Here is a 15466-nt window from a genome sequence, read left to right as displayed (position 1 = left end):
TGCACGTGTCTGTCGCTCCCTCTGTCTCCGCCTCTGTCCAGGCCCCCACGCAGGCGGACCTCCTGGACTTCGTACGGCGCACCGCCGCCGACGCCGAGCTCATCACCTCGCTTCCGCTGGACCCCGAAGGCCGCACCTGGGTACGCCTGGAAGGGCCCGGCGGCAGTGAGGCCTGGCTGATCGGCTGGCCGCCCGGCACGGGCACCGGCTGGCACGACCACGCCGACTCGGTCGGCGCCTTCCTCACCGCGCGGGGCGAGCTCAAGGAGAACTCACTCGCCGCGCGCCTGCCCACCGACGGCTGGAAGACCCTGGAACTCTCCGACGACGTGGACCGGGAACGCCGGCTTCCGGCAGGCCTGGGGCGCGCCTTCGGCCGCCACCACGTCCACGAGGTCCTCAACGAGTCCACCGACGAACACGCGATCTCCGTACACGCCTACTACCCGCCGCTGCCGCAGATCCGCCGCTACAGCCGTTCCGGCCCGGTGCTGCGGCTGGAGCAGGTCGAGCGTCCGCAGGACTGGCAGTGAGCGGCGCCGGCGACCGGCCGACCGGCATCGACGAACTGCTGGAGCGGGTACGGGAGCGCTACGAGCGGATCGACGCGCGCGCCGCCTACGACGCCGCTCAGGCGGGCGAGGCACTGCTGGTGGACATACGGTACGCGGCACTGCGCGACCGGGACGGCCTGATCCCCGGCGCCCTCGTCGTGGAACGCAACGAACTGGAGTGGCGCCTGGACCCCCAGGGCAGCCACCGCGTCGCCGAGGCCACGAGCCACGATCTGCGCGTCGTCGTGATCTGCAACGAGGGTTACGCCTCCAGCCTGGCCGCCGTGTCCCTGCACCAGCTGGGCCTGCGCCGCGCCACCGACCTGACGGGCGGCTTCCAGGCGTGGAAGGCGGCCGGGCTGCCGGTGACGTAGACGCCGGAGCCGCGCCCCCACGGCTCGATGCCCGGCCGCGGCACACTCAGAAATCGTCCGCGGTGCGGTAGAGCGGGGCCGTGTCCGCGTTCTCCCTGGTGACGAGGTGAAGGCGTGCCTGGGCGATCCTGTCGGCCCGTTCGTCCTTGCGCAGCAGGGAGATCGCGTTCGTGACCGCCAACGCGCCGGTGTCCGCGGCCGAGTTGGAGACGGGGGCGGAGAAGCGGCCGTCCTTGAGGGCGGCCAAGGCCGCGTCGGTGCCGTTGACCGTCACGATCTTCACGTCCGCCGCGCCGGCCGCGTCGAAGGCCTTGCGGACGGCGAGCCCCGTCTCCTCGTTCGCGACGAGGGCGTAGTCCAGGTCCGGATGTGCCTTGATCATGCTTCTGGCGACGTCCCGCGCCTTGCCCTGGTCGAACATGCCGGGCTCCTCCGCGACGACCTCCGCGTTCGCCGGCAGGACGCTTTTGAATCCGCTCACAAGGAGGTCGGAGGTGGCGCCGGGGGCGCCCGCCACGATACCGACCCGGACGTCCTGCCCGTGCGCGTCCTGGCCGATCCAGCCGGCGTCGAGGCGGCCGACCTTCTTCAGGTCGACCACGACGGCACCGAGCAGATCGGAGGTGTCGGCGGGGACGACCGAGGTCAGGAAGACCGGGATGCCCGCGGCCTTCGCCTTGACGATGTCGGCGTGGAGGGCGTCGACGTCGACACAGGACTCTCACGGACGCGGGGACCTCCGGTGTCGGACAGCTCGGCAGGGCCGTGCCGGCCGGCGGCCGGACGCTCCCCCGCCCCCGGGCGGGCGACGACCCGGTCCACGAGAACGCCTTCGCGGGCCTCCGCACGGGCCGCGTCCCCCAGCGTGGCCGACGTGGGCCGGACGACGAGGACGGCGCACGAGGCGACGGCGCACCGCGGCGCAGGTCATGGCGATCAGTGGTGAGGCGGTGGCGGCGCTGGCCATACGGGCGGCGTCGCCATGGAGGTTCGCGGTGACAGCCGCGATCGTGACCTTCGTGCCGGGACGACTATCAGTGCTGGAACGACGTCAATGCTGGAACGACCTCAGTACCGGGACAGCCGCAGTGACATGCCGACTTCGGCGGCACGCCCGTCGCCGTCGCACGCCCGTCGCCGTGACACGCACACGCCGTGGCTTGCCGGTCGAGGTGCGGGGAGGTGCTCCGCGAGGGCGGGACGGGTGGGGCCCGGAAGGGTGAGGCCGCGAAGGAGCGGCGCCCCCAGGCACCTAGCCTTCGTACCCCCCGTCGGCGAGGGACTCCGTGTCCTCGCCCTCTTCCTCCAGTGCCTGCCGGACCACTCGTAGGGCCATGCCCTCGGAGTAGCCCTTGCGGGCGAGCATGCCGGCGAGACGACGGAGACGTTTGTCGCGGTCGAGGCCGCGGGTGGCACGCAGCTTACGGGCGACGAGCTCGCGCGCGGTCGCCTCTTCCTGCTCGGAGTCGAGCTGGCCGACGGCTTCCTCGATCAACGTGGAGTCGACGCCCTTGGTCCGCAGCTCCTGGGCGAGCGCCCGCCGGGCCAGCCCCCGGCCATGGTGCCGGGACTCCACCCACGCGCCCGCGAACGCGCCGTCGTTGATCAGTCCGACCTCCTCGAACCGCGACAGCACCTCCTCCGCGACCTCGTCCGGGATCTCCCGCTTGCGCAGGGCGTCCGCGAGCTGCTTCCGCGTGCGCGGGGTCCCGGTGAGCAGGCGCAGACAGATCGCCCGCGCCCGCTCAGCCGGGTCTCCCGGGGGCTCCCCCTGCTCGGCCCTCGACGAGGAGGAGGGGCCTCCGTCCTGTGGGTCGCCGGACGGCTCGCCGAAGCCTCGCCGTCGGCGACGACCGCGTCCGCCGCGTCCGCCGCGTCCTGGTGAGCCACCCTCGCCCCGGGACGGCTCACCCCCGTACGTGCCGTCGTTCACGCTGTCGTCCGTGCCTTCGGGGCCGCCGTGGCCGCCTCCTCCGTCCCGCTCCCGCGGAGCGTCGAGGCGGTCGTACTCAGCCCAGTCGGTTCGTCGTGTCACGGGTCAGCTCTTGGCAGCCGCGGCCTTGGTCTTGGCGGTCTTGGCGGCGGTGGGGGCGGGCACCGTCTTCGTGGCGTCGTCCGCGGGGGTGGTCGCGGAGGCCGCCGCGTCCGCGCCCGGCTCCGCGGCGGGTTCCGGCCGCACGCCGACGCCCAGCTTCTCCTTGATCTTCTTCTCGATCTCGTTGGCGAGGTCGGGGTTGTCCTTCAGGAAGTTGCGGGCGTTCTCCTTGCCCTGGCCGAGCTGGTCGCCCTCGTACGTGTACCAGGCGCCGGCCTTGCGGACGAAGCCGTTCTCCACGCCCATGTCGATCAGGCCGCCCTCGCGGCTGATGCCCTGCCCGTAGAGGATGTCGAACTCGGCCTGCTTGAAGGGCGGCGCGACCTTGTTCTTGACGACCTTGACGCGGGTGCGGTTGCCGACCGCGTCGGTGCCGTCCTTCAGCGTCTCGATACGCCGGATGTCGAGCCGCACCGAGGCGTAGAACTTCAGCGCCCGGCCACCCGTCGTGGTCTCCGGGGAGCCGAACATCACGCCGATCTTCTCGCGGAGCTGGTTGATGAAGATCGCGGTGGTCTTCGACTGGTTGAGCGCGCTGGTGATCTTCCGCAGGGCCTGGCTCATCAGACGGGCCTGGAGACCCACGTGACTGTCGCCCATCTCGCCCTCGATCTCCGCACGCGGGACGAGCGCGGCGACGGAGTCGATGACGATGAGGTCGAGCGCGCCGGAGCGGACCAGCATGTCCACGATCTCCAGCGCCTGCTCGCCGTTGTCGGGCTGAGAGAGGATCAGGTTGTCGATGTCGACGCCGAGCTTCTTCGCGTACTCGGGGTCGAGGGCGTGCTCCGCGTCGATGAAGGCGACCTGTCCGCCGGCCCTCTGCGCGTTCGCCACCGCGTGCAGGGTCAGGGTCGTCTTGCCGGAGGACTCCGGGCCGTACACCTCCACCACGCGGCCGCGCGGCAGACCGCCGACCCCCAGGGCGACGTCGAGTGCGGTCGACCCGGTGGGGATGACCTCGATGGGCTCGTTCGGCCGCTCGCCCAGGCGCATCACCGCGCCCTTGCCGAATTGCCGTTCAATCTGTGCGAGCGCGGCGTCGAGCGCCTTCTCGCGGTCGGTTCCTGCCATGGGTTCCACCCGGTTTGCTTGAGTCGATCGCTTCACGTCAAAGACGCTAACGCCTGCCACTGACAATGCGCCCCGACGCTGGTCCCGCCTGTGGATAACTTGGGCATTTCTCCCGTCAAACCGGGCCGAAACGCCTTCGAAGAGCCTTGCCGGAGACTCCATGAGAATGGATGTTCGATTTTCGTGTCAAGCGCACCACGCGCCACCACCGAGCCTACGTTCGCGCCCCGGCGAGGACCGGGATCCCGCGCCTGGCTCTCCCGGCCACCCGGCGGCTACTCCTCACGGCGTACGCCGACTGCCTTCGGCCGGACGACGACGGCACCCGGCATTCCCGCCAGGCTCGGGCCATGAGCAGCAGCGACAGGACCGCGCGGGACAGCCACGAGGACGGCGAGGGCGAACGGGCCGACCGGGAAACGCCCGACGCCTACCTCGGTGCCGCCCTCAGATCCGGTGCCGTCCCCGGTCCCAGGCCCGTCTCCGGTCCCGGGGCCGTCCCCGGCTCCGGTGCCGGCACCGGCGGCTTCCACAACTCCCAGAGCCCGGTCGCGGACCGCCTCTGCCGGGTGACCGGCGTACTCCTGGTCCTCTCCGGCCTCGTCCATCTCCTGGTGTTCGCCGTCGACGGCGGCCCGTGGGACGGGCCCGTCTCCTGGCGCAAGCCCGTGACCTTCGGGCTGTCCTTCGGCGTGACGCTCATCGCGATCGCCTGGGTCACGTCGTATCTACGGATGGAACGGCGGCCGCGCACGGCGCTGCTGACCGTCTTCGCGGTGGACTGTGTCGTGGAGGTCGGCGGCATCACGCTTCAGGCGTGGCGCCGGGTGCCCTCCCACCTGAACATGGAGACGCCCTTCGACACGGCGGTGTCCATGACGCTCGCGGTGGGCGGCGCGGTCCTCGTGGGACTGCTCACCGTGTTCGCGGTCGTGTCCTTCCGGCACCGGCCGACCGGCCCCGCGGGCATGCCGTCGGCGGTGCGGTCCGGATTCGCGATCCTGCTCGTCGCGCTGGTCTCGGGCGCCGCGATGATCGCGCGCGGGGTCGTGCTCACCCGTACCGGCCACCAGGAGGCCGCGTATCACTCGACGGCTCCGCTCAAGCCGCTGCACGGAGTCAGCCTGCACGCGGTCCTGGTCCTGCCCGCGCTGGCCTGGCTGCTCTCCCGCACATCGTGGAGCGAGCCGGTCCGGCGCCGGATCGTGACGGTGGCGATCGGCTGCTACGCCGCCTCCGTCACCGCCGCCGGTGTGTGGGCCGTCCTCACCTACTGAGCAGGCCCTGCCCTCCGCCTCTCACCACGCGCGCGTACGCACCTCACCCTGCCCCGACCTCAGCCCCGGTCGGCGCCCCCACCACCCGGCCCGGAGTCCTCGCCAGGCCCGGAGTCCCTGTCTGGCCGAGCGTCCGTGTCCGGCCCGGAGTCCCTATCTGACCCGGCGTCCGTGTCCGGCCCGCCCGTACCCCGCCCAGGTTGCCCGCCCACCCCGGAGTTCCCGCCCGGTGCGGTGTCCTGCGGTCCCCACAGCAGGCGTCTCGCGCGCGTGAGCAGGCCGGCGCCTGTCCCGGTCCTCGTCCCCGTGCCGCGTCTGCCGCGCCCGTGCATCCGGGGATCGTCCATGACGGCGTACCGCTTCACATACGCCCCGAGGAACGCCTGCAACGTGGCGACCGCGGGGATCGCGATCAGCGCGCCGACCGCGCCGAGCAGGGCGGTACCGGCGACGACCGACCCGAAGGCGAGCGCGGGATGGATGTCGACGGTCTTGGAGGTCAGCTTGGGTTGCAGCACGTAGTTCTCGAACTGCTGGTAGACCACGACGAAGATCAGCACCCACAGCGCGTACCAGGGATCGACGGTGAAGGCGATCAGCATGGGAAGGGCACCCGCGAGATACGTGCCGATGGTGGGGATGAACTGCGAGACCACACCGACCCACAGACCGAGCACGGGCGCGTACGGAATGCCCAGGGCCTCCAGCAGGATGTAGTGGGCGACGCCCGAGATCAGGGCCATCAGCCCGCGTGAGTACAGATAGCCGCCGGTCTTGTCGACGGCGATCTCCCACGCGCGCAGCACCTCGGCCTGTCGCGCGGGCGGCAGCACGGAGCAGATGGTGCGGCGCAGTCGCGGCCCGTCGGCTGCGAAGTAGAACGAGAACAGCAGGACCGTCAGCAGCCGGAAGAGGCCGCCGAGCACCTGCGTGGAGACGTCCAGCACGCCCGCGGCGCTGTTCTGCGCGTACTTCCTCAGCCAGTCGGAGTGGAGCAGGCCCTCCTGGACGTCCACCCGTCTGAGCTCGGTGTGGAACGTGGTGTTGATCCAGTTGATGACCGAGTCGAGATAGTCCGGGAAACCCTCGATCAGCTTGATGATCTGGCCCGCGAGCATCGACCCGAGCAGCGCGATGAATCCGGCTGTCACGATCAGCAGCCCGAAGAACACCAGGAAGGTGGCGAGCCCCCTGCGCATGCCGCGCGCCGCCATCCAGCTCACCGCGGGTTCTATGGCGAGCGCCAGGAAGAACGCGATGAGCATGTTGATCAGCAGCCCGGTCAGCTGGTGGAAGGCCCAACTGCCGAGCTGGAAGAGGGCGATGAGGGAGAGCGCCAGCACCATGGCACGCGGCAGCCAGCGCGGCATGCGCGCGTTCGGCCCGGCGCCGTCGCCGTCGGCGGGGGGCCGGTTCGGCGGTGTCGTTCCGAACGGGGATGCTTGCCGGGCGGACTGCCCGGTCTCGTCAGTGGGTGCCACGGACCAAGTCTCACTCACGCCACCGACAATCGGTCACGGTCCTGCGATCTTCGTGCGCAGGCCGGTGCCCGGCCGGCGCCGGGTCAGTCCCCGACCGGCGATCCGGAAGTCCCGGGTCCGTGCTCGGCCGGTCCCCTGGTCAGCTCCCGATCAGCCTCCGGTCAGCGCTTTTCCTGCGGGACGCTCATCACCGTGCAGACCACACGCCACACGTCCTTGGCCGCCCAGCCGGCCGCCAGCGCCTCGTGGACCGTACGCTCGCCGAGCTCCGTCATCACGTGATCACGCGCGAAGGTTTCGGCGCCCGCACCGAAGTGCTCCGCCATTCGCTGCCAGAAGACCGTCAACCGCATGACTCCAGTATCCCGCCCCTGAGAGTGGGCCCACGCCGGGACCGTTTGCCGAGAACGCTTTCCGTCCTACGGTCTGACGCATGTCCGAAACAGGAGCTTTTCCACTCCACCCGACGCCCTCGGCGCGCTCCCCGCTCTTCCGCGCCGAGCAGTTCGTCTGGCTCACCGCGCGCGTGCTGGAGCAGCGCCTCTTCGCGTACCACTTCCTGAACGGCGACGCAGATCCGGTGGAGGCAGCGCTGGACGCGTACCGCAACCAGGACGGCGGGTACGGCCACGCGCTGGAACCCGACCTTCGCGGCCCGGTCAGCCAGCCGCTGCACACCGGGCACGCCCTGCGCGTCCTGGACTCCATCGAGCGCTGCGGCGGTCAGCGCGTGGAACGCGTGTGCCGCTACCTGACCGCCGTCTCCACCCCGGACGGCGCCCTGCCGGCGATCCATCCCGGCCAGCGCGGCTACCCGGCGGCCCCCTTCCTCACGATCGTGGACGACCCGCCCAGCGAACTGCTCGCCACCGGCCCGGTGGTGGGTCTGCTGCACCGCAACGAGGTGTGGCACGCCTGGCTGTTCCGGGCCACGGACTTCTGCTGGCACCAGATCGAGTCCCTGGAGAAGTCCCACCCCTACGAGATCCAGGCCGCCGTGGCCTTCCTGGACTCCGCTCCCGACCGCCCGCGCGCGGAGGCGGCCGCCGACCGCCTGGGCCGCCTGGTGCGCGAGCACCGCCTCGCCGTCCTGGACCCGGACCGCCGCGACCGGCACCCCGTCTCGCCGGGCTACGCCCCTGGTGAGCACCACTTCGCGTACGACTACGCCCGCACCCCGCGCTCCCTCGCGCGCGCGTGGTTCACCGACGAGGAGATGAACCGCTCCCTGGACTTCCTCGCGGACGAGCAGGGAGAGGACGGCGGCTGGCCTCTGCGCTGGCGCCAGTGGGCTCCCGGCACCGCTCTGGAAGCCCGCCCGATGGTGACCGTCGAGGCGCTGCGCACCCTCAGGGCGTACGGCCGTTCCATCGGCTGAGCGGGTCGCCTCAGCCGCCCAGGGCCCGCACCCCCGCCGTCACCACCACGGCCGCGGCGACGACGAGCAGGAACGGCGCCCGCAGCACGAGCGCCACCGCCGCCGCGGCGAGCCCCGCCGCCTTGGCGTCCAGCACGAGCGCGTGCCCGTCGGCGAAGGTCTGCTGGGCGGTGAGCGCGGCGAGGAGGGCGACCGGCAGCAGCGCGGCGAGCCGTCTGACAAGAGGGCGTTCCAGCGCCCCGGCGGGGACGAGGAGCCCGGCGAGCTTGACGGCGTAGCAGCCGAGGGCTGTCACACCGATGGCGATCCACGTGTTCAACGATCCTCCTTCTCTACCTTCGTCCTGACCTTCTCGGCTTCGTCGACCTCGTCGGTATTCACCGTCTCCGCCGTCTCCGCCGTCCCCGTCTCCGCCGTCTCCCCGAGACCACCCGCCCCGCCCCTGCGGCGTCCCTCCGCCCAGAGGACGACCGGTGCCGCGAGCGCGGCCACCAGCACCGGCACCCCCGCGGGCAGCACCGGCAGCAGGCCGAGGCCCAGCAGGACGGCGAGGCCCGCGACGACCCGCTCGGTGGTGGTCTTCAGCATGGGCGCCAGCAGCGCCAGGAAGACAGCGGGCCCTGCCGCGTCGAGGCCCCAGGCGTCGGTGTCCCCGATGGCCTCGGCACCCAACGCGCCAAGCAGCGTGGTGAGGTTCCACAGCACGTACAGGCTGAGCCCGGTGACGGCGAACCCGAGGCGCGCGCCGCGCCGCGTCGGCTGGGCCAGCGCCACCGCGGTCGTCTCGTCGATGACCCACTGGGCGGCGAGCGGGCGCACCGCGCGCGGGAGGGCCAGCAACTGCGACAGACGCAGCCCGTAGAAGGCGTTGCGCACCCCCAGGAAGAACGCCCCGGCGGCCGCCGTGAGCGGGTTACCGCCCGCCGCGAGGGCCCCCACCAACGCGAACTGAGACGCCCCGGTGAACACCAGCAGGCTCAGCACGCAGGTCTGCGCCGGTGTGATCCCGCTGCCGGCCGAGGTCACCCCGAAGGCGAACCCGGACAGCCCTACGGCGACCCCGACTCCGAGGGCGTCCCGTACGACGGCGGCATCGGGTTTCTCCGTGTCTTCGGCGGGTGTGTCTGCGAGAGCTGTCTGTTCTGCCACGTCTCGGACGGTAGGAGCATCCGCCGCCGCGCGTCTTGTACGTTCTTGCGCTCGCGCTGGTACGCGCCCGGAGGCACGCCCACGATCCGCGCGAAGTGACGGTTGAGGTGGGGCTGATCGGTGAACCCCACGGAGAGCGCCGCCTGCGCGGGCGCCGTACCCGCGTCCAGCAGTCGTCGCGCCCGGCGCACCCGGGCGTCCGTCAGCCAGGTGTGGGGCGGCATCCCGTAGGCGTCCCGGAACGCCCGGAGCAACGCGAACGGGCTGGTCCCGAGGTCGGCGGCCAACTGCTCCAGGGTGGGCGGCCCGGACATCCGCTCCTCCAACACCGCACGCGCGCGTGCCGCGGTCCTGGCACCCGCCGTGCGTACCTCCCGCCGGGGCAGCGGCCCGCCGTTCAGCCGGAGCAGCCGGGTCACCGCGACCCTCAGCAGCGTGTCGGCGGCCAGCGCGTTGCCCTCGTCGGCGGCGCGCAGCACCTGGTGCACCAGCCCGACGGTGTACGGGTCGTCGAGGACGGGGCTGACGAATCCCGGGGTGCCCCGGATGACGGTCGTCTCGGCCGCTATCTCCGCCACGACCTCCGGCGACGGATACACCGCCCCGTACCGCCACCCCTCGGGCACCCCCGCCCGGCCGGTGTGCGGGGTGTCGGGATTGACCAGGGCGAGCGCTCCGGCCCCCGCGTACTGATCACCCCCGCCGTGATGGAAGACCTCCACGCCCTCGGTGATGGCGGCGATCACGAAGTTCTCGTGGGTGTGCCGTACGAAGGTCTTCCGCACGTACCGGGCCCGCAGCAGATCGACTCCCGGCAGTTCCGCGTACTGCCAGTGCCGTGCGCGCTCACCCGAATCCGCCGTCAGCCCCTTGCCCGCCATGAGTCCATTCTCAGCCACGTCTCAGCCACGCCGGGCGCCGCAGCTGCCGATCGGCCCGTCGGCACATGCTCCCGCTGAGGACATCCGCCCAGGTCAGCGCGATTGTCAGTGGTCGGGTGCAGGATGGACGCATGGTCAGCTCCGCACACCGAGCCCTCGACGGCTTCTCCCCCGCGACCCGCGGCTGGTTCACGGGGGCGTTCTCCGCGCCCACCGCGGCCCAGTCGGGCGCGTGGCAGGCCATCCGTGAGGGCTCGGACGTGCTGGTGGTCGCCCCGACCGGCTCGGGAAAGACCCTGGCCGCCTTCCTCGCCGCCCTGGACCAGCTCGCCTCGGCCCCGCCCCCGGCCGACCCCCGCAAGCGCTGCCGGGTGCTGTACATCTCCCCGCTGAAGGCCCTGGCGGTCGACGTCGAGCGCAACCTGCGCAGCCCTCTGACCGGCATCCGCCAGGAATCCGTGCGCCTCGGGCTGCCCGAGCCGGAGGTGAAGGTCGGTATCCGCTCCGGCGACACCCCGCCCGCCGAGCGCCGCGCGCTGGCCACGCGCCCGCCGGACATCCTGATCACCACCCCGGAATCCCTGTTCCTGATGCTGACGTCGAGCACCCGCGACGCGCTGACCGGCATCGAGACGGTCATCCTGGACGAGGTCCACGCGGTCGCGGGCACCAAGCGGGGGGCGCACCTCGCACTCTCCCTGGAGCGGCTGGACGAGATCCTGCCGAAGCCGGCCCGCCGCATCGGCCTCTCGGCGACCGTCCGCCCGGTCGACGAGATCGCGCGGTATCTGTCGCCCCGCCGCAAGGTGGAGATCGTCCAGCCGAAGTCCGGCAAGGAGTTCGACCTCTCGGTCGTCGTCCCCGTGGAGGACCTCGGCGAGCTGGGCGGCTCGCCGGTCGCCGACGGCTCCGAGGGCGCGGAGCGCCCCTCGATCTGGCCGCATGTCGAGGAGCGGATCGCCGACCTCGTCCAGGCCCACCGGTCCACGATCGTCTTCGCCAACTCCCGCCGCCTCGCGGAGCGGCTCTGCAACCGGCTCAACGAGATCGCGTACGAGCGGGCCACCGGCGAGCCGCTCGATGAACACCACTCGCCCGCCGAGCTCATGGGCGGCTCGGGGGCGGCCCAGGGCGCTCCGCCGGTCCTCGCGCGAGCCCACCACGGCTCGGTGTCCAAGGAACAGCGCTCGCTCGTCGAGGAGGATCTGAAGGCGGGCAGGCTCCCGGCCGTCGTCGCCACGTCGAGCCTCGAACTGGGCATCGACATGGGCGCCGTCGATCTCGTCATCCAGGTCGAGTCGCCGCCGTCCGTCGCCTCCGGTCTCCAGCGCGTGGGCCGTGCGGGACACCAGGTGGGCGCGGTCTCCACCGGCGTGGTCTTCCCGAAGTACCGCGGCGACCTGGTCCAGGCGGCCGTGGTCACCGAGCGGATGCGGGTGGGCGCCATCGAGTCCCTGAGGGTGCCCGCCAACCCCCTGGACGTCCTGGCCCAGCAGGTGGTCGCGATGACGGCCATGGACACCTGGCAGGTCGACGACCTGCTCACCGCCGTCCGCCGCGCCGCCCCGTTCGCCTCGCTGCCGGAGTCGGCGTTCACCGCGGTCCTCGACATGCTCGCGGGCCGCTACCCGTCCGACGCGTTCGCCGAGCTGCGCCCGCGCGTGGTGTGGGACCGGATCGCCGGCACCGTCACCGGCCGTCCCGGCGCCCAGCGCCTGGCCGTCACCTCCGGGGGCACGATCCCCGACCGCGGCCTCTTCGGGGTGTTCCTCGTCGGCTCCGACCCGAAGAAGGGCGGCGGCCGGGTCGGCGAACTCGACGAGGAGATGGTCTACGAATCCCGGGTGGGGGACGTCTTCACGCTCGGCACCAGCTCCTGGCGCATCGAGGACATCACACGCGACCGGGTCCTGGTCTCCCCCGCCCCCGGGGTGCCGGGCCGGCTGCCGTTCTGGAAGGGCGATCAGCTGGGCCGGCCGCTCGAACTGGGCCGCGCGCTGGGCGCGTTCCTGCGCGAGGTGGGTTCCCTGCCCAAGGAGGACGCCCGTCTGCGCCTGCTCACCGCGGGCCTGGACGCCTGGGCCGCGGACAACGTGCTGTCCTACCTGGCGGAGCAGCGCGAGGCCTGCGGCCATGTCCCGGACGACCGCACGATCGTCGTGGAGCGCTTCCGCGACGAACTCGGCGACTGGCGGGTCGTCGTGCACTCCCCCTTCGGCGCCCAGGTCCACGCCCCCTGGGCCCTTGCCCTCGGAGCCCGTCTCTCCGAGCGGTACGGCATGGACGCGCAGGTCATGCACGCCGACGACGGCATCGTGCTGCGCCTCCCGGACGCCGACCTCATGGGCCTGGACCTGCTCGACCAGACACCCATGAAGGCGGGCGCTCCCTCACACCTGGCGGCCGACGCCGACCAGGCTCCCGTCGGAGCGGCGGACGTCGTGTTCGACAAGGGCGAGGTCGACCAGGTCGTCACCGACCAGGTGGGCGGTTCGGCCCTGTTCGCGTCGCGCTTCCGCGAGTGCGCAGCGCGCGCGCTGCTGCTGCCGCGCCGCAGTCCGGGCAAGCGCACCCCCCTCTGGCAGCAGCGTCAGCGGGCCGCCCAACTTCTCCAGGTGGCGAGCGAGTTCGGTTCGTTCCCGATCGTCCTGGAGGCGGTCCGCGAGTGCCTCCAGGACGTCTTCGACGTGCCCGGACTCGTCGAGCTGATGGGCGACCTGGAGTCCCGCAAGGTGCGCATGGTCGAGGTCACCACCCCGGAACCGTCCCCGTTCGCCCGCTCCCTCCTGTTCGGATACGTCGCCCAGTTCCTCTACGAGGGCGACTCACCGCTCGCCGAGCGCCGCGCCGCCGCCCTCTCGCTGGACTCCCGCCTGCTGGCCGAGCTGCTCGGCCAGGCGGAGCTGCGCGAACTGCTCGACGCCGAGGTGCTCACCGAGCTGGAGCGGGAGCTCCAGTGGCGCACCGAGGACCGGCGCGTCAAGGACGCCGAGGGCGTCGCGGACCTCCTGCGCATGCTCGGGCCGCTCACCGACGACGACCTGGTCGAGCGCGGCGCCGAACCGCACTGGGCGCGGGAGCTGGCCGCCGCTCGCCGCGCGATCCGGGTCCGTGTCGCGGGCGCCGACCACTGGGCGGCCATCGAGGACGCGGGTCGTCTGCGTGACGCCCTGGGCACGGCGCTGCCGGTCGGTGTCCCGGAAGCGTTCACGGAACCGGTCAAGGACCCGCTCGGCGACCTCCTCGCCCGCTACGCCCGTACGCACGGCCCGTTCACGTCCGTCACGGCGGCCGCCCGCTTCGGCCTGGGCGTGGCGGTCACCGAGGGCGCCCTGCAACGGCTGGCGGGCGGCGGGCGGGTCGTCCAGGGCGAGTTCCACCCGGCCGGGATCGGCCAGGAGTGGTGCGACGCGGCCGTCCTGCGCCGGCTGCGTCGTCGTTCCCTTGCGGCGCTGCGGCACGAGCTGGAACCGGTGACACCACCGGCGCTCGCCCAGTTCCTCCCGCAGTGGCAGCACATCGGCAAGGGGCACGGGCTGCGGGGCGTCGACGGACTGGTGCGTGCCGTCGAACAGTTGCAGGGCGCGTCCGTGCCCGCGTCCGCCCTGGAGAAGCTGATCCTGCCGTCCCGCGTCGCGCACTACACGCCCGCGATGCTCGACGAACTCACCGCGTCCGGCGAGGTGGTGTGGGCCGGAGCGGGCGCACTGCCCGGCAAGGACGGCTGGATCTCCCTCTACCTGGCGGACGCGGCCCCGCTGCTGCTGTCCCCGCCCCACCCCCTGGAGCTGACGGCACTCCACGAGTCGGTGCTGGGCACCCTCTCGGGGGGTTATGGCCTGTTCTTCCGTCAGATCGCCGACCAGGTCCGCGCCACCACCCACCCCGACGCCACGGACCCTCAACTGGCCGACACGATCTGGGACCTGGCCTGGTCCGGCCGGCTCACGAACGACACCCTCACACCCATGCGCGCCCTGCTGGGCTCCGGGCGCACCGCGGGCTCCACCGCGCACCGCGCCAAGCGCACGGTTCCACGCGGGCGTTACGGCTCGCTGACGGCCGCCGCCCGCCCCGCCTCCCGGGGCGGCCCGCCGACCGTCGCCGGCCGCTGGTCCCTGCTCCCGCAGCGCGACCCGGACCCCACGGTGCGCGCCCACGCCCTCGCCCGCACCCTCCTCGACCGGCATGGCGTGGTGACCCGGGGCGCGGTCTCCGCGGAGGGCGTCGAGGGCGGGTTCTCGGCGGTGTACCGCATTCTGTCCGCCTTCGAGGACAACGGGCAGACCCGACGTGGCTACGTCGTCGAGGGGCTCGGCGCGGCCCAGTTCGCGATGGACGGCGCGGTGGACCGCCTGCGCGCGGTGGCCAACGCCCGCGAGCGCGGCGAGAGGCTGCCCGGCCCGGGCCCCACGAACGGCTCCCCCGACGCTTTCGGCGCGCCCGGTGACGCGGCCAACGGCTTCGGCGCACCCGGTGACATCACCGACGGCTCGGGCGCGTACGGCGCGTTCGCCGAGCCGTTCGGCGCGCGGGACCACTTCGCCGACGCCTTCAAGACACCCGACGGCCGGCCCCACCCGGGCGACACCGGCGATCTCGGCGACTTCAGGTATACGGACGCCCTCGACGGCCACGCACCGGACGCCTTCGCCGCACCCGGCGACTACATCTCGCCGCGCGACTTCGCACCAGCGGGTGCCGGCGGCCCCCGAGGCGGTCCCAGCCGTCCGTACGGCTCCGGATCCGGATCCGGCTTTCCCGACCGGCGCACCCGCCCCGCTCCCGCCCCCGGGTCCCGAGCCGTGGTCCTGGCCGCCGCCGACCCCGCGAACGCGTACGGCGCGGCCCTTACCTGGCCCGAGCCTCCGACGGGGGCCGGGCACAAGCCCGGCCGTAAGGCGGGCTCCCTGGTGGTGCTCGTCGACGGCGACCTGGCGCTCTACATGGAGCGCGGTGGCAAGACGCTGCTGGCCTGGCCCGAGGACCCGGACGGCACGGCCACCGACGACCCCCGGCTGCGGGAAGCCGCGGCGGCGCTCGCCGCGGCCGCGCGAGCGGGTTCCCTCGGCACGGTCACGGTGGAGCGCGTCAACGGCGCCTCGGCCCTGACCTCCCCCCTCGGCACCCTCCTGGAAGGAGCGGGTTTCATCGCCACGCCCCGAGGCCTGCGCCTGCGCGCGTGAACCGCAGCCCCCGCGGC

At 72.6% G+C, this 15466-nt stretch carries 12 protein-coding genes and 1 pseudogene; 5 read left to right on the top strand and 8 right to left on the bottom strand.

Annotation, left to right across the window (positions count from 1 at the left end):
- Positions 1 to 5 precede the first annotated feature (5 nt).
- Positions 6 to 533 carry a cysteine dioxygenase gene (locus tag ACWCQK_RS26975; protein ID WP_451159134.1) on the top strand — a complete coding sequence of 176 codons (528 nt, stop codon included), beginning with the start codon at positions 6 to 8 and terminating at the stop codon, positions 531 to 533.
- Positions 530 to 928, top strand: coding sequence for a rhodanese-like domain-containing protein (locus ACWCQK_RS26970; RefSeq protein WP_451159132.1), 399 nt, complete (start codon positions 530 to 532; stop codon positions 926 to 928). The genes ACWCQK_RS26975 and ACWCQK_RS26970 overlap by 4 nt, the downstream gene beginning before the upstream one ends.
- A gap of 46 nt (positions 929 to 974) precedes the next feature.
- Here the strand turns inward: ACWCQK_RS26970 and ACWCQK_RS26965 are convergent.
- The 3 genes and pseudogenes from ACWCQK_RS26965 to recA all read right to left on the bottom strand — a co-directional run.
- A pseudogene (locus ACWCQK_RS26965) lies at positions 975 to 1628 on the bottom strand (sugar ABC transporter substrate-binding protein); the annotation flags it as partial.
- Between the two features lie 552 nt (positions 1629 to 2180).
- Entirely contained in the window at positions 2181 to 2963 is a 783-nt protein-coding gene (recX, locus tag ACWCQK_RS26960) for a recombination regulator RecX (RefSeq protein WP_451159130.1), read from the bottom strand.
- A 3-nt stretch (positions 2964 to 2966) separates the two neighbouring features.
- Entirely contained in the window at positions 2967 to 4097 is a 1131-nt protein-coding gene (recA, locus tag ACWCQK_RS26955; RefSeq protein ID WP_451159128.1) for a recombinase RecA, read from the bottom strand.
- Positions 4098 to 4447: 350 nt separating this feature from the next.
- Here recA and ACWCQK_RS26950 point away from each other — a divergent pair, with 350 nt between their 5' ends.
- On the top strand, positions 4448 to 5374 hold the full coding sequence (locus tag ACWCQK_RS26950; protein ID WP_451159126.1) for a hypothetical protein: 927 nt from the start codon (positions 4448 to 4450) through the stop codon (positions 5372 to 5374).
- Between the two features lie 59 nt (positions 5375 to 5433).
- On the opposite strand, the gene ACWCQK_RS26945 is transcribed toward ACWCQK_RS26950, so the two are convergent.
- Positions 5434 to 6744 carry an AI-2E family transporter gene (locus ACWCQK_RS26945; protein WP_451159318.1) on the bottom strand — a complete coding sequence of 437 codons (1311 nt, stop codon included), beginning with the start codon at positions 6742 to 6744 and terminating at the stop codon, positions 5434 to 5436.
- A 272-nt stretch (positions 6745 to 7016) separates the two neighbouring features.
- A complete protein-coding gene (locus ACWCQK_RS26940; RefSeq protein ID WP_451159124.1) occupies positions 7017 to 7208 on the bottom strand; it encodes a DUF3046 domain-containing protein in 192 nt (63 codons plus the stop codon).
- Between the two features lie 80 nt (positions 7209 to 7288).
- Here ACWCQK_RS26940 and ACWCQK_RS26935 point away from each other — a divergent pair, with 80 nt between their 5' ends.
- Positions 7289 to 8233, top strand: a complete 945-nt coding sequence (locus ACWCQK_RS26935) for a hypothetical protein (RefSeq protein WP_451159122.1) — start codon at positions 7289 to 7291, stop codon at positions 8231 to 8233.
- Between the two features lie 10 nt (positions 8234 to 8243).
- On the opposite strand, the gene ACWCQK_RS26930 is transcribed toward ACWCQK_RS26935, so the two are convergent.
- The 3 genes from ACWCQK_RS26930 to ACWCQK_RS26920 are packed head-to-tail and all read right to left on the bottom strand — an operon-like array spanning position 8244 to position 10263.
- The gene (locus ACWCQK_RS26930; RefSeq protein ID WP_451159120.1) at positions 8244 to 8552 is read right to left on the bottom strand and encodes an AzlD domain-containing protein; all 309 of its coding nucleotides are present in this window, start codon (positions 8550 to 8552) and stop codon (positions 8244 to 8246) included.
- Positions 8549 to 9382 carry an AzlC family ABC transporter permease gene (locus ACWCQK_RS26925; protein ID WP_451159118.1) on the bottom strand — a complete coding sequence of 278 codons (834 nt, stop codon included), beginning with the start codon at positions 9380 to 9382 and terminating at the stop codon, positions 8549 to 8551. Before ACWCQK_RS26925 ends, ACWCQK_RS26930 begins: the two co-directional genes overlap by 4 nt.
- A complete protein-coding gene (locus ACWCQK_RS26920; protein WP_451159115.1) occupies positions 9283 to 10263 on the bottom strand; it encodes an AraC family transcriptional regulator in 981 nt (326 codons plus the stop codon). The genes ACWCQK_RS26925 and ACWCQK_RS26920 overlap by 100 nt, the downstream gene beginning before the upstream one ends.
- A 131-nt stretch (positions 10264 to 10394) precedes the next feature.
- Here ACWCQK_RS26920 and ACWCQK_RS26915 point away from each other — a divergent pair, with 131 nt between their 5' ends.
- Entirely contained in the window at positions 10395 to 15449 is a 5055-nt protein-coding gene (locus tag ACWCQK_RS26915) for an ATP-dependent helicase (protein WP_451159113.1), read from the top strand.
- The last annotated feature ends 17 nt before the right edge of the window (positions 15450 to 15466 follow it).

It is taken from the genome of Streptomyces sp. NPDC002306, assembly GCF_053593435.1.
Note: the sequence above shows the minus strand (reverse complement) of the source record. Positions and strands in the feature narration are given on the sequence as shown.